At 34.6% G+C, this 26413-nt stretch carries 20 protein-coding genes; 8 read left to right on the top strand and 12 right to left on the bottom strand.

Annotated elements, in window-relative coordinates:
- Positions 1-120 precede the first annotated feature (120 nt).
- Positions 121-2493 (bottom strand): efflux RND transporter permease subunit, encoded by a 2373-nt coding sequence (locus tag ACM55I_RS11400; protein WP_416846924.1) that lies wholly within the window; start codon positions 2491-2493, stop codon positions 121-123.
- A gap of 195 nt (positions 2494-2688) precedes the next feature.
- On the opposite strand from ACM55I_RS11400, the gene ACM55I_RS11395 reads away from it, so the two are divergent.
- The 5 genes from ACM55I_RS11395 to ACM55I_RS11375 all read left to right on the top strand — a co-directional run bounded on the left by ACM55I_RS11395 (position 2689) and on the right by ACM55I_RS11375 (position 9181).
- Positions 2689-4956: a cation:proton antiporter gene (locus ACM55I_RS11395; RefSeq protein ID WP_416846923.1), complete on the top strand. Its 2268-nt coding sequence runs from the start codon at positions 2689-2691 to the stop codon at positions 4954-4956.
- A 2-nt stretch (positions 4957-4958) separates the two neighbouring features.
- On the top strand, positions 4959-5288 hold the full coding sequence (locus tag ACM55I_RS11390) for a DMT family transporter (RefSeq protein WP_416846922.1): 330 nt from the start codon (positions 4959-4961) through the stop codon (positions 5286-5288).
- Positions 5289-5333: 45 nt separating this feature from the next.
- On the top strand, positions 5334-6104 hold the full coding sequence (locus ACM55I_RS11385; protein WP_416846920.1) for a sensor histidine kinase: 771 nt from the start codon (positions 5334-5336) through the stop codon (positions 6102-6104).
- A complete protein-coding gene (locus ACM55I_RS11380) occupies positions 6067-6786 on the top strand; it encodes a LytR/AlgR family response regulator transcription factor (protein ID WP_416846919.1) in 720 nt (239 codons plus the stop codon). The genes ACM55I_RS11385 and ACM55I_RS11380 overlap by 38 nt, the downstream gene beginning before the upstream one ends.
- Positions 6787-6910: 124 nt before the next feature.
- Positions 6911-9181 carry a cation:proton antiporter gene (locus tag ACM55I_RS11375; RefSeq protein WP_416846918.1) on the top strand — a complete coding sequence of 757 codons (2271 nt, stop codon included), beginning with the start codon at positions 6911-6913 and terminating at the stop codon, positions 9179-9181.
- A 66-nt stretch (positions 9182-9247) separates the two neighbouring features.
- Here ACM55I_RS11375 and ACM55I_RS11370 read toward each other — a convergent pair whose 3' ends face one another.
- The 4 genes from ACM55I_RS11370 to ACM55I_RS11355 form a co-directional block, all read right to left on the bottom strand.
- The gene (locus ACM55I_RS11370) at positions 9248-11746 is read right to left on the bottom strand and encodes a DUF5686 family protein (protein ID WP_416846917.1); all 2499 of its coding nucleotides are present in this window, start codon (positions 11744-11746) and stop codon (positions 9248-9250) included.
- 117 nt (positions 11747-11863) lie between these two features.
- On the bottom strand, positions 11864-12427 hold the full coding sequence (gene frr, locus ACM55I_RS11365; RefSeq protein ID WP_039108610.1) for a ribosome recycling factor: 564 nt from the start codon (positions 12425-12427) through the stop codon (positions 11864-11866).
- A 124-nt stretch (positions 12428-12551) separates the two neighbouring features.
- The gene (gene pyrH, locus ACM55I_RS11360) at positions 12552-13259 is read right to left on the bottom strand and encodes a UMP kinase (RefSeq protein ID WP_416846916.1); all 708 of its coding nucleotides are present in this window, start codon (positions 13257-13259) and stop codon (positions 12552-12554) included.
- Between the two features lie 68 nt (positions 13260-13327).
- The gene (locus ACM55I_RS11355) at positions 13328-14107 is read right to left on the bottom strand and encodes a patatin-like phospholipase family protein (RefSeq protein WP_416846915.1); all 780 of its coding nucleotides are present in this window, start codon (positions 14105-14107) and stop codon (positions 13328-13330) included.
- Positions 14108-14212: 105 nt separating this feature from the next.
- On the opposite strand from ACM55I_RS11355, the gene ACM55I_RS11350 reads away from it, so the two are divergent.
- The gene (locus ACM55I_RS11350; RefSeq protein ID WP_416846914.1) at positions 14213-14815 is read left to right on the top strand and encodes a thioredoxin family protein; all 603 of its coding nucleotides are present in this window, start codon (positions 14213-14215) and stop codon (positions 14813-14815) included.
- Between the two features lie 378 nt (positions 14816-15193).
- Here ACM55I_RS11350 and truB read toward each other — a convergent pair whose 3' ends face one another.
- From truB to ACM55I_RS11320, 6 genes are all read right to left on the bottom strand, one after another.
- Positions 15194-15892: a tRNA pseudouridine(55) synthase TruB gene (gene truB / locus ACM55I_RS11345; protein WP_416846913.1), complete on the bottom strand. Its 699-nt coding sequence runs from the start codon at positions 15890-15892 to the stop codon at positions 15194-15196.
- Positions 15892-16692, bottom strand: coding sequence for an undecaprenyl-diphosphate phosphatase (locus ACM55I_RS11340; RefSeq protein ID WP_416846912.1), 801 nt, complete (start codon positions 16690-16692; stop codon positions 15892-15894). The genes truB and ACM55I_RS11340 overlap by 1 nt, the downstream gene beginning before the upstream one ends.
- Positions 16693-16935, bottom strand: a complete 243-nt coding sequence (locus tag ACM55I_RS11335) for a DUF3098 domain-containing protein (RefSeq protein WP_416846910.1) — start codon at positions 16933-16935, stop codon at positions 16693-16695. It abuts the gene before it with no gap.
- Positions 16936-17007: 72 nt separating this feature from the next.
- The gene (locus ACM55I_RS11330; RefSeq protein ID WP_416846909.1) at positions 17008-17883 is read right to left on the bottom strand and encodes a cell division protein FtsX; all 876 of its coding nucleotides are present in this window, start codon (positions 17881-17883) and stop codon (positions 17008-17010) included.
- Between the two features lie 130 nt (positions 17884-18013).
- Positions 18014-20581 carry a TonB-dependent receptor gene (locus ACM55I_RS11325; protein WP_416846908.1) on the bottom strand — a complete coding sequence of 856 codons (2568 nt, stop codon included), beginning with the start codon at positions 20579-20581 and terminating at the stop codon, positions 18014-18016.
- A gap of 53 nt (positions 20582-20634) precedes the next feature.
- Complete coding sequence (locus tag ACM55I_RS11320; protein ID WP_416846907.1) at positions 20635-20982, bottom strand: winged helix-turn-helix domain-containing protein; 348 nt, start codon at positions 20980-20982, stop codon at positions 20635-20637.
- A 413-nt stretch (positions 20983-21395) separates the two neighbouring features.
- Between ACM55I_RS11320 and ACM55I_RS11315 the strand changes: the two genes are divergently transcribed.
- Complete coding sequence (locus tag ACM55I_RS11315) at positions 21396-24542, top strand: leucine--tRNA ligase (RefSeq protein ID WP_416846905.1); 3147 nt, start codon at positions 21396-21398, stop codon at positions 24540-24542.
- Between the two features lie 195 nt (positions 24543-24737).
- Positions 24738-25424 carry a zinc metallopeptidase gene (locus tag ACM55I_RS11310; protein ID WP_416846904.1) on the top strand — a complete coding sequence of 229 codons (687 nt, stop codon included), beginning with the start codon at positions 24738-24740 and terminating at the stop codon, positions 25422-25424.
- 87 nt (positions 25425-25511) lie between these two features.
- Here the strand turns inward: ACM55I_RS11310 and ACM55I_RS11305 are convergent, their stop codons facing one another.
- Complete coding sequence (locus ACM55I_RS11305) at positions 25512-25982, bottom strand: Lrp/AsnC ligand binding domain-containing protein (RefSeq protein WP_143387568.1); 471 nt, start codon at positions 25980-25982, stop codon at positions 25512-25514.
- Positions 25983-26413: the final 431 nt, after the last annotated feature.

Genomic DNA, 26413 nt, shown 5'->3' with positions numbered 1-26413 from the left:
ACAATTCCCTAGCCCCGATAGTAGTGGAAATCCTTTTTCTAAATCCTGTCAGGGTTTTGAACCCTGACAGGATTGAAAAAGATTGCAACGAATAGCGGGAAACAGCTCCAAATAAAAAAATTAATTCACTAATTCGGCTTCTATAAGGTCTTCTTTTTTGGCTCTTTTCTTTTCAAAAGTCAATACCAGTGCGGGTAAAACCAATAAGTTGGCAAACATCGCGAACAATAAAGTACAAGAAATTAAACCACCAAGGGCAATGGTTCCGCTAAAGCTGGAAAGTGTGAAAGTCGCAAATCCAAGAATCAATACAACCGAAGTATAAAACGTACTAATTCCCGTTTCTCTCAACGCACTGAATACTGATTTTTTGACTTTTCCGTTGTTTTGCAGTAAATCGTGACGGTATTTTGCCATAAACTGAATCGCATTATCCACCGAAATCCCAAAAGCAATACTGAAAACCAATATTGTAGATGGTTTCAAGGGAATGCCAAAATAACCCATCAATCCGGAGGTGATACAAAGCGGTAAAATATTAGTGATTACGGACGCCATTACCATTTTCCCCGATCTGAATAAATAGGTCATTAATAGTGCTATCAAGAAAATAGCGAAAATCAAGGATTCGATAAGGTTGTCAATTAAGTAAGAAGTTCCTTTTTGGAAAACCAATGCTTTTCCGGTAAGTGTCACTTCGTAACGCTCTTTTGGGAAAACTTTATCTATTTTTTGTTGCAACTGATGTTCCACTCTTGCCATTTCCACGGTTCCAATATCTTTCATGAAAGTGGTGATTCTGGCATATTGTCCCGTGGAATCCACATAGCTTTTCATCAAGTTTTCTTTGGTGTTTTTAGTGGCATTTTTGGCATACGAAAGGATGAATGCCTGTTCTTGCGAGGTAGGTAATTCATAGTATTCCGGATTGCCGTTGTAATAGGCTTGCTTGGAATATTTAACCAAATTTACAATAGAAATAGGTTTTGACAATTCTGGAATGGCAGCAATAGTTTCTTGTAACTCGTCCATTTTTTTCATTGTGGACAACTTCATAACCCCTTTTTTGCGTTTGGTGTTAATCATGATTTCCAGTGGCATAACGCCGTTGAATTCCTTTTCGAAGAAAACAATGTCTTTAAAGAAAGAAGCGCTTTTTGGCATTTCACCAATTAAACTTCCCGAAACTTTCATCTGTGAAACCCCAATTAAGCTAAATAGAAGTAGTAAAGCGTAGATGATATAAATCGTTTTTCGTTTGTATTTTACAATGTTCTCCACCCGATCTAACAAGGTTGAAATATAGGTTTTACTCAAGTGATACAGGTGTTTTTCCTTTGGTAAAGGCATAAAACTGTAAAAAATTGGCACAACAACCAGTGTCAACAGATACACGGAGATGACGTTGATGGAAGTCACTAATCCAAATTCAAAAAGTAAGTCGTTACCCGTAATCATAAATGTGGCAAAACCGGCAGCTGTTGTTAAATTCGTCATCAGCGTAGCAACACCAATTTTGGAAATTACACGTTGTAGGGCTTTGGCTTGATTATTATGCAGTTTTATTTCCTGCTGGTATTTATTAATCAGGAAAATACAGTTTGTAATCCCAATAACAATAATCAATGGTGGTATAATAGCCGTTAAAATCGTGATTTTGTAATGGAATAATCCCAATGTTCCAAAAGACCACATCACTCCAAAAAGCAAAATACAAATGGATATAAATGTCGCTCGAAACGAACGGAAGAATAAAAAGAAAATTAATGAAGTAATAAACAACGCCGCACCAATGAAAAGACCAATTTCGCCTTTCATGTTCTCGGCATTTATCGTGCGGATGTAAGGCATTCCCGAAACGCGAAGATCGATTCCAGTTGTTTTTTCGAATTTCTCGATTTTTGGAACCAGATTCTCAATAATAAAAGTTTTTCTACCTGCAGTATTTACAATTTTCTTGTTTAAATAAACCGCTGAACGAATGCTTCCAGATTGTTTATTGAATAATAATCCTTCGTAAAAAGGCAAATTATTAAAGAGTTCGTTTTTTATTTTCTGTAAATATTCTGGGTTTACAGTTTGAGTTTGGTCGATAAGCGGAACCAATTCAAATTTTTCTTCTGCTTCGTTTTTTTGTAATTTTTTTAAATCATTCAAAGAAACAACCAGTTCCACTTCTTTGGAATTTTTTAAACCTGTCATTAATTCATTCCAAGCAGCAAAAGCTTTTGGGGTGAAAAAGGTTTTGTCTTTGAAACCGATAACAATCAAATTGCCTTCTTCGCCAAACTTGTTTAAAAAATCTTCGTATTGTTGATTTATAATGTGTTTTTTAGGAAGTAAATTGGCTTCGGTATACGTCATACCAAGGTTTTTCCATTGCAATGCCAGAAAAACGGTTAGGGCAAGAATAACTCCTAGTATTACGATTCTATTTTTAAGTACAATTCGGGCTATTAATTCCCAGAATCCTACTGTTATTTTCTTTTTCATAGCTGTTTTAAAAATGCATGCAAATGTAATAAAAACCGTTATAACGATAAAGTTTAAAGCCAATTTTTTGTGTCGTTGCAAGGATAATTCATTGTTTTTTATTTACATTAATATAATTTATGAGATATAAATTATATATTTGGTTTTCTCATCTTTGCATTTTTAAAAGAGGAGTAAGTTCACCTAAAAATAAATATGAAAAACTATAAAAATGCATTATTTTATTTCGGTGTAACCGGTGGGTTCACGGCTTTAATGTATTGGATTATTAAAAAAGGAAAACACTTAGAAAGTAGTAAAAAGATCACTGTTTCCGGAATTGAAAATGGTTCTTGGAATGATTTTATAGCTTCAATGCAACATAACTTTCAAGATCCTTTAGCGATACTTTTAGCCCAAATTATAACGATAATACTTGTGGCCCGTTTTTTTGGCTGGGTTTTTAAAAGAATCGGGCAACCTTCTGTGATTGGTGAGATTATTGCCGGGATTGTCCTTGGACCCTCTTTATTAGGAATGTATTTTCCGGAATTTTCAGCCGCTTTATTTCCGTTGGAATCCCTAGGAAATTTAAAATTCTTGAGTCAAATAGGATTGATCCTTTTTATGTTTGTCATAGGAATGGAACTCGATTTGAAAGTATTAAAAAATAAAGCCAATGAAGCCGTTGTAATTAGTCATGCCAGTATAGTTATTCCTTTTGCACTTGGAATTGGTTTAGCTTATTTCGTTTACAATAGATTTGCCCCCGAAGGCGTAAAATTTCTTTCCTTCAGTTTGTTCATGGGAATTGCCATGAGTATAACTGCTTTTCCTGTTTTGGCAAGAATTGTTCAGGAAAGAGGAATTCATAAAACAAGACTTGGCGCCATCGTTATTACCTGCGCTGCTGCGGATGATATCACGGCTTGGTGTATTCTGGCGGTAGTAATTGCGATTGTAAAAGCAGGAACTTTCGTTAGTTCGCTTTACATTATTTCGCTGGCTATCATTTATGTGCTATTGATGATTTTTATCGTAAAGCCTTTTTTGAAAAGAATCGGGGATTTATATGGAAGTAAGGATAGTATTATAAAACCGGTTGTAGCCATCTTTTTTCTGGTGCTTATACTTTCATCGTATGCTACTGAAGTGATTGGTATTCATGCGCTTTTTGGAGCTTTTATGGCGGGAGCTATTATGCCTGATGTTCCAAAATTCAGATCTATATTTATTGAAAAAGTCGAGGATGTTGCTTTGATTCTTTTACTGCCTTTATTTTTCGTTTTTACAGGATTAAAAACGGAGATTGGACTTATCAATGATCCTTATTTATGGAAAGTAACTGGATTTATCATTCTGGTTGCGGTTGTCGGGAAGTTTTTAGGAAGTGCTTTGGCTGCTAAATTTGTAGGTCAGAGTTGGCGCGACAGTTTAACTATTGGTGCCTTGATGAATACCAGAGGGTTGATGGAATTAATCGTGTTAAACATCGGATTAGAACTTAAGGTGTTGACTCCCGAAGTTTTTACGATGATGGTTATCATGGCGTTGGTCACTACTTTTATGACTGGTCCTGCTTTGGATTTAATCAATTACATCTTTAAAACGAAAGACAATGTTGACAACGAAGAAGTTGGAAATAATAAATTCCGAATATTAATTTCGTTTGGAAATAATGAAAAAGGGAAGTCACTCTTACGATTGGCCAACAGTTTATTAAAGAAAACAAAGGAAACGTCCTCTATTACAGTAATGCATTTGTCTTTGAGTGATGAAATGCATCAATTTAATATGGAGGATAAAGAGAAAAATAGTTTTATTCCAATTGTTGAGGAATCTAAAATTCTAAAACAGGAAATCACCACTATTTTTAAAGCCACGATTGACATTGAAACGGATATTGCAGATATTGCGAATCAAGGCGATTACGATTTGTTACTTATAGGTTTGGGGAAATCAATTTTTGAAGGGACAATACTTGGAAAAGTGATTGGTTTTACAACCAGAATAATCAATCCGGACCGATTGATTGACAAGTTTACTGGAAAAGAGGGATTGTTTGAAAATTCCCCTTTCGACGAAAGAACCAGACAGATTATTTCTAAAACCAAGATGCCTATCGGGATTTTGATTGACAAAGATTTACAAAATGTGGACGAAGTTTTTCTTCCTGTTTTTTGTCAGGAAGACTCCTTTTTGATTGAATATGCCCAAAAATTAATTTACAATAACAATTCTAAAATAATGATTTTGGATGTAAATGGCCATATTGACTCTAACTTTGTGATTAAAAGTGCCATAAATTCTTTAGAACAAAAATACCCAAATAACATTGGCATCATCACAGATAAAATCGTTAAAAAAGAATTTTTAGCGAAACAGGATTTAATGTTAATAAGTCTCGAAAGTTGGAAAACGCTGGTAGATTCAAGAAGTGTTTGGTTGAGTGGTGTTCCGTCTGTATTGATTTTAAAACATTAAAAATGAACTGGATTTTATTGATTATAGGAGGTCTTTTTGAAGTGGGTTTTGCAACTTGTTTAGGTAAAGCTAAAGAAAGCTCAGGCATTACCGCCACACTATGGTTGGGTGGTTTTTTAGTTTGTTTGACCATTAGTATGGTATTGCTTTATAAAGCTACGCAAACATTGCCAATAGGAACTGCCTATGCGGTTTGGACAGGAATAGGAGCCGTGGGAACTGTTTTGGTAGGAATTTTTATTTTTAAAGAACCGGCTGATTTCTGGAGGGTTTTCTTTATCACTACTTTAATCGCTTCGATTATTGGGCTGAAATTCGTGTCGAGTCATTAAACTCAAAAAATGATTTTACTTTCTAAAGTATTTTAAATATAAAATATGAATCAAATTCAAGAAAATAATGGTGTGATTTATATGTTTCTGGCGATTATTCTGATCCTTATAATTGCACTTTGTTATCTTATTTATCGATTAATTCAATCAGGAAAAGCGAAAGAAAGTGTGGAAGAGAAATTTCATTTACTGGAAATGAAAGTGAATACTTTACAGTTGGAAACATTGGAATCCAAGCTTAATCCCCATCTTTTTAAAAACATTCTCAATTCGATTCAGTCACACGCCTATCAAACGTACTTTGCGTTGGATAAATTGGCGAATGTGTTGGATTACATTTTATATGAAAGCCAAAAAAAGTTTGTTTCCCCAAAAGAAGAAATCGAGTTTGCACTGAATTTGATAGAAATCAATAAAATTAAAGTTAGCCCGCTTTTTGAATTGAAAGTGAAAACCAAAATCAATGAAGGCGAAATGCTTTATGAACAACGACTTTTAGCACCTTTAATTTCGATTGATTTAATAGAAAATGCTTTTAAACATGCTGATTTGCAAAGTGCAGACGCCTTTATTTCGGTGTTGTTTGAATTCAAAGACAATTGTTTCTATTTGACGGTTTCGAATAAAATTTCAGATAAAAAGACATTGAAAAAAGAACGAAGTGGCATTGGAGCCACGACATTGGAACAACGATTGAAAATTATATACAAAAATCAGTTCAAACTGGATAAATTTGTCGAAAATGACATTTACATTGCGCACTTAAAAATCAATCTTCTTGAATACAAAACTCAAATGCTTGCTGCTGGACGATGAATTGCCGGGGTTAACGTACCTGAAAATGCTGTGTGAGCAAATTCCAGAATTAGAAATCGTAAAGGCATTCAATGATCCGGAGAAATTACTGGCTGAAATTCCAAAACTCGATTTTGATTTGTGTATTTCAGATATCGAAATGCCTGGGATTGATGGTTTGACTCTTGCGGGTTTACTACAAAATAAATTAGTCATTTTCACCACGGCTTATAAAAACTACGCTGCCGAAGCATTTGATATTGATGCGGTTGATTACATCACAAAACCGGTTACAAAAGAGCGTTTGCAAAAAGCAGTTGCAAAGGCTTTGGAGCGATTCAATAAACCGGTAATTACTAAAAAATTCATTCATTTGAATACGGATAAAGGGAAAGCATTGTTGTATTTTCATCAGATTCAATACATCAAAACTGCTGTGACTGACAGTAGAGATAAGGAAGTGTTTCTGGTTGATGGCAGTTCCCTGATTTTAAAAAATATTAATTTTGATTCGCTTTTAAGCCAACTTCCTAATACTGATTTTTGCAGAGTGAATAAAAAAGAAATTATTGCGATGACGGCGGTGAAATTTTTCAATCACAATGAAATTACGCTAAACCATCAAGAACAAAACGGAAAATTCACTACGCTAATTTTGAGCGAAACCTATCGTTCGGATTTTTCAATAAAAGTCAAAATCTAACTTATTACAAAGTTTTCCTATCTTGTTACATTCGAAGGAAATTACCTTGTGTTTTCCTTTATTCCTCAAAAATCACTTCCCATATTTGCATCGCAAAACATTGATAATTTAAAAAACAGGTTGCATGAGAAGTTTTAAAAATTCATTTTTTTATTTGATAATTATAGGCGGATTTTCTGCCTTGATGTATTGGATTATCCTAAAAGGGAAAACATTGGAAATAGGACAGAATATTGTTCGTTACCAAATAGAAAACGGACATTGGAATGATTTTTTGACGTCGATGAACAACAATTTGCAGCATCCTCTAGCCATTCTTCTGGCGCAAATCGTAACTATTATTTTGGTAGCTCGATTTTTTGGATGGGTTTGTAGAAGAATTGGGCAGCCAACAGTAATAGGGGAGATGATTGCAGGGATTGTTTTAGGTCCCTCTTTAATCGGGATGTATTTTCCTGAATTTTCGGCAATGTTGTTTCCAAAAGACTCGTTAGGCAACTTGCAGTTTTTGAGCCAAATTGGGTTGATCCTTTTTATGTTTGTCATTGGAATGGAATTGGATTTAAAAGTGCTTAAAAATAAAGCGCATGATGCTGTTGTTATTAGTCATGCCAGTATTATTATTCCGTTTACTTTAGGGTTGGGACTTGCTTATTTTATATACCATTCTTTTGCGCCTCCCGGTGTTGAATTTCTTTCTTTTGGCTTGTTTCTGGGAATTGCCATGAGTATTACGGCATTTCCGGTTTTGGCAGGTATCGTTCGGGAACGCGGAATTCATAAAACTAAATTGGGAGCAATTGTAATTACTTGTGCCGCTGCCGATGATATTACGGCATGGTGCATTCTGGCAGCAGTAATCGCCATTGTAAAAGCGGGTTCTTTTATGAGTTCGTTATATGTTATTGGACTGGCGATACTCTATGTAATTGTAATGCTAAAAGTGGTTCGCCCTTTCCTGAAAAGAGTTGGTGATTTGAATTCCACCAGGGAAAGTCTGAATAAACCCGTTGTGGCTATTTTCTTTTTGACATTATTGTTGTCGTCTTATGCGTCTGAGTTAATAGGGATTCACGCTTTGTTCGGAGCCTTTTTGGCTGGGGCAATCATGCCGGAAAATAATAAATTCCGTACTATTTTTATCGAAAAAGTAGAAGACGTGTCTGTTGTAATCTTGCTCCCTTTATTCTTTGTTTTTACGGGTTTACGCACCCAAATAGGATTAATCGACGATCCTTATTTATGGAAAATTACAGGCTTGATTATTTTGGTGGCAGTAGTAGGTAAGTTTTTTGGTAGTGCGCTTGCGGCAAAATTCGTTGGGCACAGTTGGAAAGACAGCCTGTCGATTGGTACATTAATGAACACAAGGGGTTTAATGGAATTGGTGGTGCTGAATATTGGGTATGATTTAGGTGTTTTGTCCACTCAAATTTTCACCATGATGGTTATTATGGCACTGGCAACCACTTTTATGACCGGTCCGGCTTTGGATTTAATTAATTTTATTTTTAAAACGAAAAGCAACGTCGTACCAGAAGAAATCAGTAATAAAAGTAAATACAAAGTGCTGATCTCTTTTGCTACACCCGAAAAAGGAAAAACATTGTTGAAAGTGGCCAATAGTTTGGTTAAAAAGCAAAGTGGGAATAGCGTTGTCACCGCAATGCATTTATCCTTGAGTTCAGAGTTGCACTCCTTTGATGTGAAAGATTATGAACGAGAAATGTTTTTACCGGTTATTTCGGAATCAGAAAATCTAAATCAAAAAATAATTACCCTTTTCAAGGCATCAAATGACATTGATTCGGATATAACGGACACAGCAAATCATGGTGACTATGACTTGTTATTAGTAGGTTTAGGACAGTCTATTTTTGAAGGAACATTACTAGGGAAAGTGCTTGGTTTTACGACAAGAATCATCAATCCAGACCGTTTGATTGATAAATTTACTGGAAAAGAAGGCTTGTTTGAAAACTCTCCTTTTGATGAAAGAACAAGGCAAATTATTGCTAAAAGTAAAATGTCAGTTGGAATTCTCGTGGATAAAGAATTAGATGAAATCAATCAGGTTTTTATGCCTATTTTTAGTGATGAAGATGCTTTTTTGATTGAATTTGCTCAGAAATTGATTCACAATAATGGTTCCCAAATTACCGTTTTAGATGCCGTTGGGCACATTAGAAACAATCGAAAAATCCAAGAAGGGATTCGTTCCATAGAACAAATAGCGCCCAATCATATTATGATGATGCAGGAAAGAACGATTAAAAAAGAGTTTTTAGAACATCAGGATTTGATGATTATTAGTTTAGAAAGTTGGAAAAAACTACTGGATTCCCACAGTATCTGGCTTAATAATACACCGTCAGTATTGATTATTAAACCATAAAATATTTTAAATAAAAACAAATAGAGTCCTGCATTTTTATAAAACTTGCAGGACTTTGTTTTTAGTTTAAAGACCTAAATTAAGTACATAATTTATTTTTACAGCGATATTATCTTCAAATTTAGGAAGTTGATTGGATCCGTAACGGTAAAATCCACTCAGTCCCAAACCTTTAAAAATTTGGTTAAGTTCTATTCCTGATTCAAAAAAGCCGTTATTTAAAGTTTTGTAATCGACACCAACATGTTGTTCCGGTTTTTTCATATTTCCCCAAGCCATTCTGGATACAAGAACTAAGGAAGGTTTTATTTTTTTGAATATAGTAACGCGACTAAAGCTATGCTTGAATTGAAAAAAAGCAAATTCACTGGAGAAAAATTCATTAAAATACATAGTTTCAAAACTGTTTTTCCCTGCAAAAGTAATTCTTTGAATTATCGTTTCTTTATTTAAATTATTAGGGGATGTATTGTACAAATGGGTCAGTGGAATGTCACCAAAAGCATATCCCGCTTCAAAAAGCAAACTCGTTTTTTGACCGTTTAAATATTTTTTTTCATATTCGGTTTTGAAGTCAATTTTACTGAAGACAAAATCATTTTGCCAAATTTTAGGTAGTGATTGTGTATATTGAAAGGTGAATTTTGGGAAACGTTTTTCTACTTCAATTCTTCCTGTTGGTGTTTGCATATAATCACTAAAAGGATTCCATCGCAAGGATACCATTGCTGTTGTCATGGTGTAATTAGAATATAATTTCCCATTAAGATTATACAGATAGTTGAATTTGGGTTCCACAACAGAATGAGAAAGTTCCCATATACTTTCTGTTTTAGGGATGATTTTAGTTTCTATAAATGTTTTCCAACTCACATATTTGTAAAATGTACTAATGTTTATAGGCCTAGGATCATAGAGTTTAAAAATTCTTTTATCTATAGCGTAGGAAGTACTGGCAATTTCCCGAACATCATCAGTGTAAGAAACACCAATCCAAGAATTGGAGAATTTCCCCACCCGAGTTGCCGTTGCTAAGTTATACTTGAAATTACCATCTTTTGTTCCATAAGCAGAATAGCCTTCAATTCTATATTTTTTTGAAAAATCCTCGTTTGTAATACCGCCTATTCCCAATCGGAAGCCTTCGTAGTTATTATAGCTAAACAATTTTCGCAGGTCTAAATCAAATTTTCCTATAGGCAAATACCCATTGATGATTTTTCTGCCAAAACGGATGCGGCTTTCTATTCTTTTTTTTACAGAAATACTGTCAAGTGCTAAATAGGTGTTTTTACTTCGACTGTCTAAACTGTCTTTTCTGTAGCTGTTCCAAAAATTTTCGGGTTTGTTAATGGCATCGTCTTTAATCTCGATATAAATGGATGCTTTTTTAATTTCTATTGGCGTATTGTAATGAATATCAAAATTATTGCTTTGTGATAACAAGTAGGTGTAATCTGAAGCTTCTTTTTTTCTTCTTTTAAAATCTTTTTCTACATCACCGTCAAATTGAATGGTTCCGCCCAGAATTTTTAGATCGTCATCATTTTTGCCTTTTACTATTTTAAAAGTTTTATCAGATGGAAACCATAAATTCTCACTAGGAATGTATTTGAAATTATGCGTTCCGCTAATGTCAAGCACTCCTTTTATACGCATGATAGCTTTGGCGACAGCAAAATTATTTTGATCAATATACAATACTCCTTCTAGTCCCGATGCTTTCCTTTTCTTCTTGTTTTTAAAATAAATCATATAGGTATTCCTACCATCTATTGTCAAAGAGTCGAGTAGTTTATAGTTGTAATCCTTTAAAGCATCGTTAGCAATTGGGCTATTGTATTTGGTCTCAAAAAGTTCATAACTCGAATCATAAATAGAGAAAGACTGCAAATTAAAAGCAAGAATTTCATAAATAGGTTGTTTGAAACCAGCCATTTTAGTGCCTAAAATCGTTTCCTTTAATTTCGAATTATGGAATTGGTATTGCGACACTTTTTCGGTTTGAAACAAGTGTTGTTTCCGGATAATTTCTTTAAACTTATAATCAGAGGAATCAATTTTAGAGAACTGTTTTCCAATGGATTTTTGGATAAAAACAGAATCGATTCTTCCGTCAATGGAATCAGGATTAGCTGTTACAATTAATTTATTATAGGATTTAAACTCAAAACTGTTTAGTTTTTTTTGGGGATTATTGTTGTTTTTGTTTTCGATTACTTTCCTAATAATTGCCAAACCCGGATTCTCTTTTGGCACAAGAACTTCGTTCAGATTATTTGTTTTTTGGGAAAGAACTACAATATAATAGTTTTTGTTTTTCTGGATAGGAACAGTAGTTTTGATGAAACCAATATAAGAAACATCAAAAGTTGATATGGGAATTAGAGATAAAACACTAAATTTTCCGTCAACATCGGAGATGGTATTTATACTATTATCTGTAATAATGGTTGCAAAAGGGAGTGGTTTATTTGTTGAAGAATCTTTTACAATTCCATTTGCCTGAAATTGTGCCTGAAGCGAAATCGTAAATAAAAAGAACAACAAACAAAATTGCTTCATAAATACATTTTATTACAAAACGGGTACAATCTCATTTTGTTATGGCAAAAATAAGAATAAAAAAATCCGTCTCGTAATTTTGTCGGGACGGATTTTTAATATTGATTGATTTGAAACTTAAACTTTCATTATTTCAGCTTCTTTCAGCACTAGAAGTTCGTCTATTTTTCTGATGTAGCTATTGGTTAAGTTTTGAACTTCTTCTTCGGCACTTTTACAAATGTCTTCGGATGTTCCTTCTTTTTCTAGTTTTTTAATATCAGTATTAGCATCTTTTCTTGCATTTCGAATACCAACTTTAGCATCTTCAGCTTCTACTTTAGCTTGTTTAGCAAGATCACGTCTTCTTTCTTCAGTTAATGCAGGAACACTTATGATAATTACATCCCCGTTATTCATTGGGTTGAAACCAATGTTTGCTACCATAATTGCTTTTTCAATTACTTGTAACATGTTTTTTTCAAAAGGCTGTAAAGTAATCGTTCTGGCATCAGGAACACTAATTTTAGATACTTGTGAAAGCGGTGTTGCGGATCCATAATAATCTACAAAAACACTTCCTAGCATTGCTGGAGATGCTTTTCCTGCACGAATATTTAAAAATTCTTTTTCTAAATGCGCAATAGAACCTGTCATAGATTCTTTAGTACTATCTAATATAAATTCAATTTCTTCTGTCATAATTTAGATCTTTAGTTTTTTAGACTTTTGGACTTCTTAGATTTATTAAGCTTTTAGTTTTTTAGTTCCACTAATCATCTAGTCTATCTAACAATCTAAGTAGTCTAATAATCTAATTAGTCTATTATATATTTACTACTGTTCCTATGTTTTCTCCTTCACAAATTTTCAACAAGTTACCTACTTTATTCATGTCAAAAACTACTATTGGTAATTTGTTTTCCTGGCTTAATGTGAATGCTGTGGTATCCATTACATTTAATCCTTTTTTAAGAACATCATCAAATGAGATAAAATCAAATTTCACTGCAGATGCGTTTTTTTCAGGATCACAATCGTATACCCCATCAACACGAGTTCCTTTTAGAATTACATCGGCGTTGATTTCCACACCACGTAAAACGGCAGCAGTGTCCGTTGTAAAATAAGGATTTCCAGTTCCTGCACCAAAAATTACAATTCGGCCTTTTTCAAGATGGCGAACGGCTCTTCTTTTTATATAAGGTTCAGCAATAGCTTCAATTTTCAAAGCCGTTTGTAAACGAGTAAGCATTCCTTTATCTTCTAATGCCCCTTGCAAGGCCATTCCATTAATAACTGTGGCAAGCATTCCCATATAATCTCCTTGCACTCTGTCCATTCCTGCGCTCGCTCCGGCAACTCCTCTAAAAATATTTCCACCACCTATTACAATGGCTATTTCTACTCCTTTTTCATGAATTTGCTTGATTTCGTCAGCATATTCAGCTAATCTTTTTGGGTCAATTCCGTATTGCAAGTCGCCCATTAAAGCTTCGCCACTTAGTTTTAGAAGAATTCTTTTGTATTTCATTTTTGTGTTGCGTTGATTGGTGCAAATATAGACATATTCTGTTTTTTAAAAAAAGTGTTATTTAAAATTTATAAATTAAGTTTTCCATAGGATTTTTTTGCGGCTTCATAGCCAATGTTGAAGATGGCATCCATCTTAATCTTATTGGTTTCAAAAGTACTATAGAGGCACAAATCTTTTGGCTCAATAACCCAATCACAAACATTGAATTTATGCATATTTGAATTTGCCGAAAGGATATCAAAAGCGCGGGTAGTTACGGCTTTTATTGAATTTAAGTCTTTCGCTTCAATTTTTTGGATAGGGCTTACATAAACTCCAATTACAGTGTCACATTGTCCTTGTAAAATATCTGTGGGAAAATGATTTAATATGCCACCATCACTATATAATTTTCCTTTGATTTCGTAAGGTGACAAAATTCCGGGAAATGCAGATGAAGCGAGAATAGCATCAATAATGGTTGTTTCAGGACCAAATATTTTTAGCCTTCCTCTTACCATATCAGTCGCTGTAATATGAATTGGAATCTTGAGATCCTGTAGTAAGGCATCCTTGAAAATAGCATGAAAATAACTTTTGAAAGATTCAGAATCAATTATACCTGCTTTGGTGAAGGTAAAATGTTTCCAATGAAATAGGTAGATAGACTTAAAAAACTCCAGGATTTCGTCGGGTGTTTTTCCCCAGGCATACAAGGCACCAACAATTGAGCCTGCGCTTGTTCCTGCAATACGAGAAGGAAAGATATTTTTCTCTTCCAAGAATTTAATTGCACCAGCATGTGCGATACCTTTAGAGCCTCCGCCAGAAAGTACCAGTCCTATCGATTTTGTTTTTAAATCCATTCTAAATATTTGTTATAAAATTACTCTTTTTGTGTAACTGTAACTGATATAAGTCATATTTAAGACCCAATTTTATGGTAACTTTGTATGTATAAAGATTTTATCATGAAAACAATAGTAGCTAAAGCATTATTTCACAGTCATTCGTATTCAGAATATAGAAAATTAGTTTCTGATTTATTATTTGATGGGAAATCAACTGGAAATGAACAATCCGAAAATTTGACACAGTATAGTTCTTTGAATGAAACCCGTATGGATCGTTTGGATAAAACGATGAGAATTTCAGATGAAAATATTTTAAAAATAAAAAATTTAAAAAGAGAATACGTCTGGTTGGTTATTTCTGAGGGCTGGTGTGGAGATGCAGCGCAAATAATGCCTGTTTTCAATCAAATGACTATTGCTTCAGAGTATAAAATAGAAATGAAAGTTGTTTTGCGTGATGAAAATGAAGAGTTGATGGAGCTGTTTTTGACTAATAAAAAGAAAGCGATTCCCAAACTAATTATAATTGACAGAGAAACCGGAAGCGTGCTCGGCAGTTGGGGACCCAGACCAAAAGGAGCAACAGATTTGATAAATGATTATAAAAAGAAATTTGGAGTCATTGATGAAAAAGTCAAAACAGAATTACAATTATGGTATTTAAAAGATAAAGGTCTAAGTACACAACAGGAAATAATTGATGTGATGCAGAATCTTTAAATACAAAAAGACGCACGGTTATTAACTTCTTTGTGTTAATAATTAAGTGTGTTTTTTTGTTTTTGTTGTTGTTGTTTTTAAAATAAATCGTAACTTAGTGACTGCCAACCAGGTCTATTATTTGATTTACAATTTACTTTTTTTATTGGTGTTTAAATATTGTTTCAATTAAAAAAACATCGTTATGAAAAAGCTATTTGAAAGGTTTTATGATTATTTATCGTGCTTACTATTTGGGGGTAAAAACGTAACGCATTATTAAAACCGATGGCACAGCCAAGTAAACAAAAAAAGTATGGATTAAAACTACTTTAATTTTTAGAAAAAACACATCGCAAGTTCATTTTTTGAATTTGTCATGTGTTTTTGCTTTTTTGATTACAATTGAGGAGCTAGAGTTTGTTCAAATGCTTCAACATCCATTCCATTATTTACATTATAATCACCAATTTTTGTTCGGCGTAAAGCGGTTAAATGCGAACCTGAATTCATGACTTTTCCAAAATCAAAAGCCAGCGAACGAATGTAAGTTCCTTTGCTGCAAACTACTCTGAAATCGACTTCAGGAAGTGCGATTCTGGTAATTTCAAATTCGTGTATAGTTGTTTTTCTAGTAGCAATTTCTACTGTTTCTCCTGCTCTTGCATGCTCGTACAAGCGAACGCCATCTTTTTTTATAGCGGAATAAATAGGCGGTTTTTGGTCTATTTCACCTAAAAACTGTTTTACAGTTTCCTGAATTAAAGCCTCGTCAATATGTTCAGTTGGAAATGTCTGGTCAATTTCGGTTTCTAAATCATACGAAGGCGTTGTCGCTCCTATATAGAACGTTCCAGTATATTCTTTGGCTTGACCTTGAAGTTCGGTAATTCTTTTGGTAAATTTTCCGGTGCAGACTAGAAGCAATCCGGTTGCCAACGGATCCAAAGTTCCTGCATGGCCAATCTTAAATTTTTTTGGAAGACCCAGCTTGCTTATTAAAGCCCACTTTAATTTGTTCACTGCCTGAAAGGAAGTCCAATGTAAAGGCTTGTCAATGAGTATGATTTGTCCGTTTTGAAAGTCTTCGGCTGTCATTAAATAATAGTCAAGGGATGAATAAAAAAGTGGATTATCAATAATACAATCCCAGCTATAATTCTGTAATAACCAAATAGTTTAAATCCTTTTCGACTTAAAAAACCGATGAATGATTTTATGGCTAAAAGTGCGACAATAAAGGCCACCACATTACCAATGATAAGAAAGTTGATTTGATCGTGTGTCAATACATATCCGTCTTTATAATAATCATAACATTTTTTTGCAGTTGCGCCTAACATGGTGGGAACGGCAAGAAAAAACGAGAATTCGGCTGCGGTAGTTCGAGATAATTTTTGGGACATTCCGCCTACAATACTGGCGCCACTTCGGGAAACACCGGGAACCATGGCAAGACATTGGAACAAACCAATTTTGAATGCTTGCAGATAGGTGATTTCTTTACTGACCGGAGAACCAACTTCTGGGACTGCAAACCAATCATCTACTTTTAATAAAATGATTCCGCCTATCAAAAGAGAAACGGCAACAGTAACCGGGCTTTCTAACAAAGCATCTATTTTTTTGCTGAAAAGCAATCCAAAAACTACTGCTGGAATAAATGCAACAAGCAGTTTGAAATAAAAATCAAAGGATTGAAAGAATCGTTTAAAGTATAAAACTACAACTGAAAGAATAGCTCCCAATTGAATGACAATCGTAAATAGTTTTGTAAAATCATCCTGTGCAATTCCAAAAAAAGAAGATGCGATAATCATATGTCCAGTTGAAGAAACAGGTAGAAATTCAGTAATTCCTTCAATTATGGCAAGAATAATAGCTTGTAGTGTATTCATTTATGCTTTTTTTGGATTTTTAAGAATGGCATAAACGGTAATCCCAAAACCGATTAAAACAGTTGTTGGAGCCAAACGAATTCTTCTGAAATCAAATATTGCTTCACTAAATACTTTTGGATCATTACTTCCGCCACCTGACATTAGAATAAATCCCAAAGTAATTACTCCAATTCCAATCAATAGGATTTTATAGTTTATTTTGTCAAAAAGAAATTCTTGTTTTTGTTCTTCGTTTTTCATTTATGCTGAATTTATTTCAGCATCTAAAAATGCTGAATTATAAGGCTGTTTTTTTAAATCTGCAATCTAAAATTAATAAAGATCGTCTGTTCTTAAGTTCAAAAAGCGTTGTGTTGCGAAATAAGTACTCAACCAAGTGATCAAAATACCAATACCCAAAACACCTAATAAAACTAAGCCAACCAGTAATTTGTCGTCAAGAATACCAAGGTCAGGAAAATTAGTTTGAACGTAAATCAAAACACCAATCAACGCTAAAATCGCTAAACCTGCACCAATCATTCCCAGTTTTATGCTTCGCATCACAAATGGTTTTCTGATAAAGGCTTTCGTAGCACCAACCATTTGCATGGTTTTGATGATAAATCGATTCGAATGTATGGATAAACGTAAAGAGCTGTTGATTAATAAAACGGCGATAACGGTAAAAAATCCGCTGATTATTAAAATCCACATACTGACCTTTTTGATATTGTCATTTACCAGATTCACTAATTGTTTGTCATAAACAATATCCGAAATCATGGCATTTTTGCGTAAGCGAGTTTCGATTTTTGCAATACTGTCCTTGATTACATAATCTGCTTTTAAGTGAATATCGTAGGAGTTTTGCAAAGGATTTTCACCAAGAAATTCCATAAAATCCTCACCTATAATATCAGTATGTTGCTTTGCTGCAGCTTCTTTAGTGACATAAACGTATGATTTTGCAAAAGGAGCTTTTTTTAATTCGGTTCCAAAAGCTTTCAGAATACTGTCATTAGCATCGTTTTTGAAAAACACCGTCATGGCAATTTTTTCCTTGAAATCATCGGCCAGTTTTTTAGAATTTATAATGAAAAATCCTAACATTCCTAATAGGAATAACACTAAGAATACACTTAGTACAACCGAAAAATAAGAGGAAATTAATCTGCGTTTTTGAAATTTATCAAAGGAAGAACTCATAGTTTACTTAAATTATGGGGTAAAAATAATAAAGAATTTCTTTATTTAAAGTTAATAACGCTCAAAGTTTTAACTTTCGTACAATAAACGTAAATTTCAAAAGCAAACCAATCTTTTAAATACTCTTTTTTTAGATTTTACCAATATTCCAAGTCAATGATAAATAATACAATGCTCCAATTGAAGGTCCACCCAATATAGAGTAATACGTTTTGTTGAGAAAATTAGTCCCTCCCAGTTTAACAGTTGCACCTGGTTTTTTAAAATTATAATTGACCTGTGCATCCATGGACCAATAGGCGGGTACTTCACCACTAACAAGGAAAGAAACATAATCATATTTATTTTGATAGCGATACGTAATACTTGCACCAAGGGTTTTCCATAAATTTTCTGTTATTACTGTTCCATTCACAATGAATTTAGGCGTGTTAAAACCATCTTCCAGTCCATCTTTATCATCTGTTCGGTCTAATTTTGTGTAGGTTACATTCCCTAAAAATGAAAACACATTGTTATATTTGTATTTCAATCCTAAACTGCCTCCGTAATTGTAGATTTTACTTTTAGAATTGGTCCACAAACGATAGCGACTTTGCGAAGCTTTAGAATATAGCGAAGTTGGTATAAGTGCTGCATCTGCTGTGTTAGGAATACTTGCTTCAACTTGAGCGATAAAATTCTCATAGGAGTTGTAATAAAAATCGGCGTCAATAAACAAGTTCTTTTTTAGGGCAGCTCCTCTAAATCCAAATTCAAAAGAACGAACAAATTCAGGTTGTAAATAAGTATATGGGTTTTTCTGGATAATGCCCTTGTTTTTATCAATGGCTTGTGCCTGTGTTAGACCTAGTGTATTGATGTCGCTAGTTACCTGTGCTTGGAATTTATCGATAGATGCTTTTGTGTACGAATTTTCGAAAATCCCGTCAGACATGATGCGTAATCCACCCACGCGTTTTACACCACCACTGTTAACGTTAGAAAATCCTTCGAAAATACTCGGGAATCTATAACCGCTTTGGTAAGAAGCTCTAAAGTTGATTTCCTCTTTTGGAGAAAACACAGCGGTAAATCGAGGGGTGAATTTCAGATCGAAATAGTCTACTTTGTCTGCGCGAACGGTTGCACTCAGGCGTAATTTTTTGTCAAATAAATCGGTGCTTAACTGGGTAAATCCCCCTGTTTTTCCATAGGTCAGGTTTTTGCCGTCATCAACAGGATTTATAAAGTAATTTCCATCGGGAACAATGATGTACGTTCTATAATCGAAACCACTTAAGAGTTGTGTATCGATTTTTTTAAAAAAGTCAGCAAAAGCTTTATCCCAATTAAACAAGCCTTCCGCATGCACTAAAGAAGATTTTACGTGCAAAGCGGCACCAAAATCCCAATTGTTGATGTTGGTTAACTCGTCTTTCTTATTGTTAAAGGCATCGGTTCCGGGAATAAATCTTCCTTGGTCAGAGGCTGTTCTAGCCATTCTTTGGGAGTCTGCAACGGTAGCCCCAGTGGTTATTGCATTTTTGTAAGCAGTTGTATAATCCGAAAACCATTGGTCGTCCGATTTGAAAGCCCGATCCATGTTTTCTGCCAGAGAGCGCATATTATATGATTTTCCAGTGTTTTCTTGGGTTAAATAGGTTCGTATCTGGAAAATATCGGTATGGTAATCAATGCTATATTGATGTAAGGTATAATCTTCTAATCTAAAACGATTCGAACGTTGGTAGACCGTATTGATTAAAGCTCCTTTATAAGTTAGGACCAATTCCTGTCCCTTTTTTGGACGGAAATAGAAGCCAACATCACCTTTGTAGTTTTGGATATTGTAATCTGCAATGTCGGTTTCTCTATAACCCGTTCTGGAAACTACATATTTTTTACCGTTCAGGGTTACCGTTCTTCGGTTTGCTGATTCGTTTCCATAACCATTTACTTCATCAAAAGCGGGATTATCAGCACCATATAAATTGGTTGAAGAATTTATATTTGGAGCCAAATCGGTTCTGTTGTCTGCAACCCAATCCGTTCCTCCGGTTGTGGAACCGTTTATTTTGAAAGCTATTTTGGAATTTATTGCTTTTGCATAATGGAAATTGGTCTGGTTATAAAGCTTTGGAGAGAAGCGGTCTGCATGTCCAACATGATTGACTCCGGTTAATTGCTGAATACTCAATCCTTCATATTCAAATGGATTTTTGGTTTGGATATTTGCCAGTCCATTGATGGCATTCATTCCATATAGTGCAGAAGCCGCTCCGGGAATTATTTCAATTTTATCGATGTCAAGGTCGTTTGCTCCAAGGTCGTTTGCTCCAAGTGCCCCTAAATGTGGCGCTTGGTTGTCTATACCGTCTACTAATTGGGCAAACCGTACATTGGTTGTGTTGGCAAATCCTCTCGTGTTTATGACTTTAAAACCTAAACTTGGTGTGATAATTTGAACTCCTTTTAAGTTTTCGAGCGCATCAAAATTGGATGGAGAGCCCATGTTTTTTGTATCAGCCGATTTTAATTGTTCAATACTTATAGGAGATCGTATAAACGTTTCTTGAATACGGGAAGCGGTAACGACTACTTCCTTTAGTATTTCTTTTTTGAGACTGTCTTGACTTGTTTTTGAATTTTCTTTTTGAGACTGGGCAAAGCTTTTTAAACTTAGTAGTACTAGGGTCAGATATAATTTTGGGCTCATAATAGTTTTGATTTTTCAGTATGTTTTAAAAAGAATACTGCTATTCAAATTTTTTAAAATTTCAAATTCAACGTTTCTTTTCGGGCAAAATCTTGAATTTTTTTTTCTAATTCATAAAAAGTTCGAATGGTTCTTTCTCCGGCTTCCGTCAATCTGGCGCCACCACCACCTTTGCCGCCAAGTAGTTTTTCTACCAGTGGTTTTTCGGCACGTTTGTTCATTTCTTCAACCAATTGCCAAGCTTGTCGGTAGGCCATTTTCATTTCTTTGGCTGCATTAGTGATTGAACCCGTTTTTGCGATATTCTCCAGCAACCATATCTTTCCAATGCCTAAAAAAGGGCCGTCAGCTTCTTCAATCCAAATTCTGACCGCTATAGTGTATTTTTTATTTTCTTCCATCAGTATGTTTTAAAAGATATAGTGAAAAGCAACTAACTACTTATAAATAAAATTATGTAGGATTTGATAAATTCAAAGTACGTATATATTATTTTACAAAAATAAGTATTTTTACTTAGTTTTGATTAATTAATTATTTATTTTTTTCTTTGTCAAAGAAATAGCTTTGGTACAATGTACAATAACCTTAAATTTGGCACCTAAAATAGCCATCCTGAAAAGTCTTTGTCACTTTACAACTTTTATAAAATGACCTGAGTATGCGACAGCGTGACTTCATTAAAAAAAACAATACATAAAGAGGAATGACTTGAGTGCGCGACAGCATGACTCCATTTAAAAAACAATAAAAAAGAGGAATGACTTGAGTGCGCGACAGCATGACTCCATTTAAAAAACAATAAAAAAGAGGAATGAAATACAATCCGAACGAAATAGAGGCCAAATGGCAGAAATATTGGTTAGATAACGCAACGTTTAAAGCTGAAAATAACGCAACAAAACCTAAATATTACGTACTTGATATGTTTCCTTATCCATCTGGAGCGGGATTGCACGTTGGGCATCCGCTGGGATATATTGCCTCTGATGTGTATTCAAGATACAAAAGACACCAAGGTTTTAATGTATTGCACCCTATGGGTTATGACAGTTTTGGATTGCCTGCAGAGCAATATGCCATTCAAACGGGGCAACGTCCGGAAGATACGACTTCGGTAAATATTGACGGAGGAACGGATAAAGAAGGAAATAAAATTGCGGGTTACAGAAAGCAATTGGATAAAATTGGGTTCTCCTTCGATTGGAGCAGGGAAGTGCGTACTTCAAATCCGGATTATTACAAACATACCCAATGGATTTTTATCCAATTATTCAATTCTTGGTACAATAAAAACAGCGATAAAGCAGAAGATATTTCAACTTTAGTTTCCATTTTTTCAACGGAAGGAAATACGAATGTCAATGCAGTTTGTGATGATACTATTGAAGCTTTTTCAGCAAATGAATGGAATGCTTTCGCAAAAGAACAGCAGGAGCGAATTTTGCTGCAATACAGATTGACTTATTTAGCCGAGACTGAGGTTAACTGGTGTCCGGGATTAGGAACAGTTTTAGCGAATGACGAAATCGTAAATGGCGTTTCTGAACGAGGTGGTTTTACTGTGGTTCGTAAGAAAATGACACAGTGGAGCATGCGAATTTCGGCTTATGCGGAACGTTTGTTACAAGGGCTGAACGATATTGACTGGAGCGAAAGTATCAAAGAAAGTCAAAGAAACTGGATTGGGAAATCCGTTGGAGCGACAGTTTCTTTTAAAGTCAAAAGTCAAAATTCTACCGTCGAAAGGGAGCAACAATATATAGATGTTTTTACAACGCGTCCTGATACAATTTTTGGAGTTACGTTCATGACATTGGCGCCAGAACATGAATTGGTAGCGCAAATCACTACTCCGGAACAAAAAGCGGAAGTAGAAGCCTATATAGAAAAAACGTCAAAACGTTCCGAAAGAGAACGTATGGCCGATGTAAAAACCATTTCGGGAGTATTTACGGGAGCGTATGCAGAACATCCGTTTACGAAAGAACCAATTCCAGTTTGGATTGGGGATTATGTTTTGGCGGGTTACGGAACAGGTGCCGTTATGGCGGTTCCTTGTGGCGACGAAAGAGATTATGCTTTTGCGAATTTTTTCAAAGGTCAAAATGGAATGCCCGAAATCAAAAACATTTTTGATAAAGATATTTCTGAAGCTGCTTTTGGAGCCAAAGAAGGTTTTCAATTAGTAGATTCTGATTTCCTAAATGGATTAGATTATAAAAAAGGAACTCAAAAAGTAATTGAGGAACTGGAAAAATTAAACCAAGGAAAAGGAAAAACGAATTACCGTTTGCGTGATGCCGTTTTCTCTCGCCAGCGGTATTGGGGAGAACCGTTTCCGGTATATTATGTAAATGGTTTGCCGCAAATGATTGATGCGCAACATTTGCCAATCATCTTGCCGGAAGTAGAGAAATACCTGCCAACCGAAGATGGTTTACCGCCTTTAGGTAATGCTTTGGTTTGGGCTTGGAATACAGAAACGAATGAAGTAGTTAATACGGATTTAGTCGACAATAAAACAATTCATCCTCTTGAATTGAACACGATGCCAGGTTGGGCGGGAAGTTCTTGGTACTGGATGCGTTATATGGATGCACATAACAAGAATGAATTTGCCAGTAAAGACGCCTTGGCATATTGGGAAAGCGTCGATTTATACATTGGCGGAAGCGAACACGCAACCGGACATTTATTATATTCCCGTTTTTGGAACAAATTCCTAAAAGACAAAGGTTTTGCACCAACCGAAGAACCGTTCAAAAAACTGATTAATCAGGGAATGATTTTGGGAAATATTGGTTATTATCCTTATATCGATGTTAATGTTAAAATTGACGTTAAGGATAATCCCTTTATTTCAGAAAAATACGGTAATGTATTTGGTTATGAAATTTTTGTGAAGGTGTTTTTTGATTTAATTGAAGAACCTAATAGTTCATTTTCAAATATTGAAAATAATTTAACTTCTATTATAGAACAAAAGATAAATGCTAAAAAGTGTTTGATTTTTTCTCCCGTTTTGAAAAAGATGAAGTCAGAATATTCATTTATTGATTGTAAAGGTGATTTTGAAACTTTAGATGTAATAGATGATGAGTTCTTCGAATTTCAAATTTCAAATATTAATTATAATTATGAGTACAAGAGAATTCCTATAAAAGGAGTTGATTCACAAACTAATAAGATTGATGTAAATTTGATATCTTTAGATAGTACTTTTAGATACTCAATTGATATTTCTGAAAACGAAATTTTTGCTAAAACAGAAATAGGTAAAATGTCAAAAAGTTGGTTTAATGCTGTAACGCCAGATGATATTTGTACTGAATACGGAGCGGATACGTTGCGTTTGTATGAAATGTTCTTAGGACCATTGGAACAAGCGAAACCTTGGAACACGGCAGGAATTTCAGGCGTTTTTGGTTTCTTGAAAAAACTGTGTCGTTTGTATTTTGATGAAAATGGTTTGATTGTTACCAATGACGAACCAACTAAAGACAACTTAAAATCATTGCACAAAACTATCAAAAAAGTGGCGGAAGATATTGAGAGTTTCTCTTTTAATACATCGGTTTCACAATTTATGATTTGTGTGAATGAATTGTCAACCCAAAACTGTCATTCTCGTGCGATTCTGGAGCCATTAGCGATTGTGATTTCGCCGTATGCACCACACATCGCCGAGGAATTATGGTCGTTGTTAGGAAATACGGGTTCGATTGCAACGGTTGCTTTTCCAGTGTTCGAACCAGCACATTTGGTGGAAAGTAATAAAGAATATCCAGTTTCTTTCAACGGAAAAATGCGTTTCACGATGGTTTTACCTTTGGATTTAACCAAGGAACAAATCGAGGAAATCGTAATGAAAGACGAAAGAACCATCAAACAATTGGACGGTAAAATACCAAATAAGGTGATTATTGTTCCGGGGAAAATTATTAATTTGGTGGGATAAAAATAGAATTTACAATTATTCTGAAATCCAAATTCTATATTAGAATTTGGATTTTTTTATTCCCATTCATGAAATCCGCGCAAATTCGTTTCATCTGCGTTCCATTTCAGGATGCCAAATTGACATTGTAAAAAATTGGTTCAGATTTTGATGATTCTTTTATAAGTTTAAACGATACAATTAAAAAACAAAAATATGGGAATGGGTTATTTGATTCTTGCCGGAGCAATTATGCTTTTCAGCTGGTTAGTTAGTTCAAGACTAAAAAGCAAATTTGAACATTATTCTAAATTACAATTACAAAACGGAATGTCCGGTGCTGAAATTGCCGAGAAAATGCTTGCTGATAATGGAATTCGGGATGTGCGGGTAATCTCGGTTGCGGGACAATTAACGGATCATTATAATCCTTTGGATAAAACAGTAAATTTAAGCGAGGCGGTTTATAACCAACGAAATGCTGCTGCGGCCGCTGTTGCTGCTCACGAATGTGGTCATGCAGTACAACATGCTGTAGGATATCGATGGTTGACTATGCGCTCGCAATTAGTTCCAATCGTAAATGTCGCTTCAACGTACATGCAGTGGATTTTACTGGCTGGTATTTTGATGATGAGAACTTTTCCTCAATTGTTATTGGTAGGAATCGTAATTTTTGCGGCAACAACTTTGTTCTCTATTATTACTTTACCGGTAGAATATGATGCGAGTAATCGTGCCTTGGCTTGGTTGGAAAATAAAAGAATGCTGACGCCGCAAGAACAGGCTGGAGCAAAAGATTCACTAAAATGGGCTGCCAGAACGTATGTGGTTGCTGCTTTGGGGTCTATTGCAACGCTGTTGTATTATGTTTCGATATACATGGGCGGAAGACGAAATTAGATTGTTAGATCTTTAGAGAATTATAGAAGAAACTGTCTTGTTATCTTAACGAGACGGTTTCTTTGTTTTATAAATCTAAAAGTCTTTTTAGAGTTGAATCTGTCGATCAATTTGTTGGTCTAATGATATGAAGGTTTCTGTTCTGGAAACGCCTTCGATAGCCTGAATTTTTGTGTTGAGCAAATGCATTAAATGCTCATTATCGCGACAAATAATCTTGATTAATATCGACCAGTTTCCAGTGGTATAATGACATTCCAGCACTTCGGGAATTTTTTTCAAATCTCTCACGGCTTCTGGGTTTCGAGCTGCTTTGTCTAAGTAAATTCCAACAAAGGCCATTGTATTATAACCCAAAATCTTATGATTTACCGTAAACTTGGACCCAGAAATCACGCCGGATTGTTCCAGTTTTCGCAATCTCTGGTGAATGGCGGCTCCTGAAATCCCTATTTTGTTCGCGATTTGAAGAATTGGTTTTCGGGCATCTTCCATCAGGTCACGTAATATTTCTTTATCGATACCGTCTATTTCTACTATAAGGGAGTTGATTTTCATACGAAGTTAATATTTATTTTTTATAGGAATATGGTATCGCCATTCTCCATTATTGTTTGTGATTTTGAATCATGGCGATTTCATGAGTTATTATTTTAAACTAAACCATTAGATATGGTTTGAATTGAAAATCAAATTTAAGATAAAAACGACTAATGTTAATGAAGAATATGAGATTACTGTTTTTTAATGCTCAGATGAACTTCTATTTCTTATATGTTGATAAAGACAAACCATATAAGAAATAATAGAATTGTTCAATTTTGTTGCATAAAAAAAGCCATTCGAATTGCGAATGGCTTTTTATTGTATCTAAATGTCCCGTCCTGAAATAGCGATACACAAAAAAGATCGTTATGGAAGAAAACATAAATTATGTAAAACGCACCCAACGCGATTACAGTATGTCTTTAAAGCTTCAAATTGTTAGA

The sequence above is a fragment of the Flavobacterium algoris genome (assembly GCF_048158525.1).
GTDB lineage: Bacteria > Bacteroidota > Bacteroidia > Flavobacteriales > Flavobacteriaceae > Flavobacterium > Flavobacterium algoris.
Note: the sequence above shows the minus strand (reverse complement) of the source record. Positions and strands in the feature narration are given on the sequence as shown.

Bases quoted from the DNA above. Each gene is read 5' to 3' on its own strand.
- ACM55I_RS11315 (WP_416846905.1), top strand. From the start codon at position 21,396: ATGAAATACAATCCGAACGAAATAGAGGCCAAATGGCAGAAATATTGG.
- ACM55I_RS11355 (WP_416846915.1), bottom strand. From the start codon at position 14,107: ATGGATTTAAAAACAAAATCGATAGGACTGGTACTTTCTGGCGGAGGC.
- ACM55I_RS11350 (WP_416846914.1), top strand. From the start codon at position 14,213: ATGAAAACAATAGTAGCTAAAGCATTATTTCACAGTCATTCGTATTCA.
- pyrH (WP_416846916.1), bottom strand. From the start codon at position 13,259: ATGAAATACAAAAGAATTCTTCTAAAACTAAGTGGCGAAGCTTTAATG.
- ACM55I_RS11340 (WP_416846912.1), bottom strand. From the start codon at position 16,692: ATGAATACACTACAAGCTATTATTCTTGCCATAATTGAAGGAATTACT.
- ACM55I_RS11310 (WP_416846904.1), top strand. From the start codon at position 24,738: ATGGGAATGGGTTATTTGATTCTTGCCGGAGCAATTATGCTTTTCAGC.
- frr (WP_039108610.1), bottom strand. From the start codon at position 12,427: ATGACAGAAGAAATTGAATTTATATTAGATAGTACTAAAGAATCTATG.
- truB (WP_416846913.1), bottom strand. From the start codon at position 15,892: ATGACAGCCGAAGACTTTCAAAACGGACAAATCATACTCATTGACAAG.
- ACM55I_RS11330 (WP_416846909.1), bottom strand. From the start codon at position 17,883: ATGAGTTCTTCCTTTGATAAATTTCAAAAACGCAGATTAATTTCCTCT.
- ACM55I_RS11395 (WP_416846923.1), top strand. From the start codon at position 2,689: ATGAAAAACTATAAAAATGCATTATTTTATTTCGGTGTAACCGGTGGG.
- ACM55I_RS11370 (WP_416846917.1), bottom strand. From the start codon at position 11,746: ATGAAGCAATTTTGTTTGTTGTTCTTTTTATTTACGATTTCGCTTCAG.
- ACM55I_RS11325 (WP_416846908.1), bottom strand. From the start codon at position 20,581: ATGAGCCCAAAATTATATCTGACCCTAGTACTACTAAGTTTAAAAAGC.
- ACM55I_RS11320 (WP_416846907.1), bottom strand. From the start codon at position 20,982: ATGGAAGAAAATAAAAAATACACTATAGCGGTCAGAATTTGGATTGAA.
- ACM55I_RS11385 (WP_416846920.1), top strand. From the start codon at position 5,334: ATGAATCAAATTCAAGAAAATAATGGTGTGATTTATATGTTTCTGGCG.
- ACM55I_RS11375 (WP_416846918.1), top strand. From the start codon at position 6,911: ATGAGAAGTTTTAAAAATTCATTTTTTTATTTGATAATTATAGGCGGA.
- ACM55I_RS11305 (WP_143387568.1), bottom strand. From the start codon at position 25,982: ATGAAAATCAACTCCCTTATAGTAGAAATAGACGGTATCGATAAAGAA.
- ACM55I_RS11400 (WP_416846924.1), bottom strand. From the start codon at position 2,493: ATGAAAAAGAAAATAACAGTAGGATTCTGGGAATTAATAGCCCGAATT.
- ACM55I_RS11390 (WP_416846922.1), top strand. From the start codon at position 4,959: ATGAACTGGATTTTATTGATTATAGGAGGTCTTTTTGAAGTGGGTTTT.
- ACM55I_RS11335 (WP_416846910.1), bottom strand. From the start codon at position 16,935: ATGAAAAACGAAGAACAAAAACAAGAATTTCTTTTTGACAAAATAAAC.